Source organism: Nitrospinota bacterium (assembly GCA_035528715.1).
Lineage (GTDB): Bacteria > JADFOP01 > JADFOP01 > DATKYB01 > DATKYB01 > DATKYB01.
Genome location: DATKYB010000125.1, coordinates 1 through 2,412, shown reverse-complemented (window position 1 = coordinate 2,412; position 2,412 = coordinate 1). Strand labels below are relative to the sequence as shown.

The 2,412-nt window shown below is 36.3% G+C and carries 4 protein-coding genes; 2 read left to right on the top strand and 2 right to left on the bottom strand.

The annotated features are described in order from the left end of the window. Positions 1 to 395 (top strand): hypothetical protein (locus tag VMW81_08990; GenBank protein HUU51076.1); only part of this gene is annotated, 395 nt, incomplete at its 5' end. After that, entirely contained in the window at positions 392 to 1,132 is a 741-nt protein-coding gene (gene istB / locus VMW81_08985) for an IS21-like element helper ATPase IstB (protein HUU51075.1), read from the top strand. The genes VMW81_08990 and istB, both read left to right, overlap by 4 nt. A 65-nt stretch (positions 1,133 to 1,197) precedes the next feature. Here istB and VMW81_08980 read toward each other — a convergent pair whose 3' ends face one another. Then, the gene (locus VMW81_08980; GenBank protein ID HUU51074.1) at positions 1,198 to 1,515 is read right to left on the bottom strand and encodes a hypothetical protein; all 318 of its coding nucleotides are present in this window, start codon (positions 1,513 to 1,515) and stop codon (positions 1,198 to 1,200) included. After that, entirely contained in the window at positions 1,496 to 2,290 is a 795-nt protein-coding gene (locus tag VMW81_08975) for a helix-turn-helix domain-containing protein (GenBank protein HUU51073.1), read from the bottom strand. Before VMW81_08975 ends, VMW81_08980 begins: the two co-directional genes overlap by 20 nt. Positions 2,291 to 2,412: the final 122 nt, after the last annotated feature.

Here is a 2,412-nt window from a genome sequence, read left to right as displayed (position 1 = left end):
ATCGAAAAGAGCTTAACCAGAAGCAATTAAAAGAGGAGCTAAAGAGACTTTTTACTCTAGATAGCTGGAGTGAATTTGTAGATAAGAACTTTCAAATGTATACCCGTTATTTCCGGGATCAGTATCATGATGCACTAAAGAAATTCTCCCGGGGGATAGAAAGGGAGCATCTAAAACAGGCCATAGACCTGTGTCTGGAAAATCGGACTTACACCATGGCAAATCTCTATGATACTTATCAGTATTACCAACAGGAAACTGAGTTAGCCCTGCCAAAGGTAAAAATTGTTTCTATGTTAAGGGATATCCCGCAGGAGAAGAAAGAATTTCAAGTAGAAAAGAGAGATATCGGAGTTTATCATAACCTAGTAAATGCCTCAGAGGCACGGCCATGAAAAAATATCAGCAGATAGTCAGTTTACTGGAAAGTTTAAAGCTTAAAGGAATGATCCCTAATCTGGATAGTGAGATAACCGAGGCAGAAGAAAAGAAAATCTCCTATTTGAGTTTTTTGGACCTTCTTTTAAAGGCAGAGATAGACTACCGGACAGAAAGAAGGCTTAAGCGGAATCTGGCAGGAGCCCATTTCCCGGTAGAAAAGGACCTGGATAATTTCCAATTTGCCAGAGTAAAAGGCATAACTAAGTCAGATCTATCCAGCCTTCTGGATTTCCTGTGGCTGGATAATCACAACAATCTATTATTTTTTGGACCACCCGGGATCGGTAAAACTCATTTATCCATAGCCATTGGGCTAAAGGCTATACGAGCAGGTTATACGGTATGTTTTGAACGGATGACCACCCTTGTCAAGTGGTTAAAGATGGCCGATATTCAGCGCAAGGCCGGCTTTAGACTGAATCGTATCTTAAAAGCAGATCTGATGATCATCGATGAGATAGGCTACACACCCATAGAAAGGAAGGAGGCTAATCTATTTTTTAACCTGATAAGTGAGCTTTATGAAAAGGCATCTGTCATCATCACATCCAATAAAAGATTTGATGAGTGGGCTGAAATGATGGGTGATGAAGTGATGACTGTAGCCATGCTAGACCGGTTACTTCATCATTCCAAAGTATTTAATTTAAGTGGGGAATCATTTAGAATTCAAAAAGAAGAGGAGGATTAAGCCATTTTTTTATCTTTGTAAGGTGCAAAATTGTTTTCCGTGCAAGGTGCATTTCTACTTGCCATTTACACTATAAATTCAATAATATCTTCCTCTTCAAAATAGGCATAGATAATCCGGATTCCGCTGAACCCCCCTTCTCCCTTTAATGCCTTACAAGCAAATTTCCGAGCTTTATAAATCTTAGGTTCATTGATACCAAGGTTAGAGATTCTGACAATACTTTTCTTATCTATAATATTCATTTTATGGGCAAGATTTAACTGGACATTGATAAAGTTGTCTAAATCTTCATCAAGTGTCTTAAAACTTTTAAGTAATTTCTTAAAATCTCTTTCAAACTCATTGAATTTACGTATCTCTTTAAATGGATTCTTCTTCACTATAATCCCTCACTGAATACGGCGGTGTGCGGTAAAAAACAGATTCATACTCGATGGCACGTCCCTTATCTGCAGTCAGCCATGGTACATCTTGATGGGAATATTCACTAATTTTTTTGGCATTCATGTCTGAAAGTGTATTCAAAACATCATCGATTACTCTTTGCTCTTTAGCACCCATTTTTGATAAATCAGGACCTCTGAGTGGCAGGTATTTTGTTTGGGGATGCTCGAAATATTGACCTTGTATCTTAACCAAATCTTTCCCTTCCATCTCCTCAGCTATTTTAATGAATTCTTTTGGTGTAGGTCCATAATGATTTTTAATATAGGTAGCGCCAATCAATTGCTCTTCATATTTTTCATAGTAGTTAAAATCAATAAAGTAAAGCAGTTTATACAAGACAGATTCGCCAACATTGGATTTTGAGCCAACTTTTTCTAGGATATAAAGAAGCACTTCTTTGAATTTTACAAGATTTTTTTGGGGAACATTAATTCGGATTTCGTTTTTCTTACTTGATTTCTGTTCCTTAATTTTTTCCAGTACAACTTCAATCTCTTCATCTAAATTAAGAAGAACATCTGTTGAAATATTGAATATCTTAGACAGTTTAATCAGTTCTTCAGTACATATTTTCCGACGACCATTTTCTATCTGGGAAACAGCAACCCTGCTAATCCCCATCCTCTTGGCCAAATCCTCTTGAGATAAATCCAATCTCTCTCTTAATTCCTTTATTCTATTAGATATTTTTCCGGTGAGGGTATCCATGATACATTTCCTCCTATCCTCCCTTTATTTTGATATCATTTTATAACATGTAATATAATATGTCAAGTATATGTATTATTTTCTAACAACAATCTTCATAGATAAATACTCCACCTAAGAAA

Coding starts and splice junctions, on each gene's coding strand:
- VMW81_08975 (HUU51073.1), bottom strand. CDS start 2,290: ATGGATACCCTCACCGGAAAAATATCTAATAGAATAAAGGAATTAAGA.
- istB (HUU51075.1), top strand. CDS start 392: ATGAAAAAATATCAGCAGATAGTCAGTTTACTGGAAAGTTTAAAGCTT.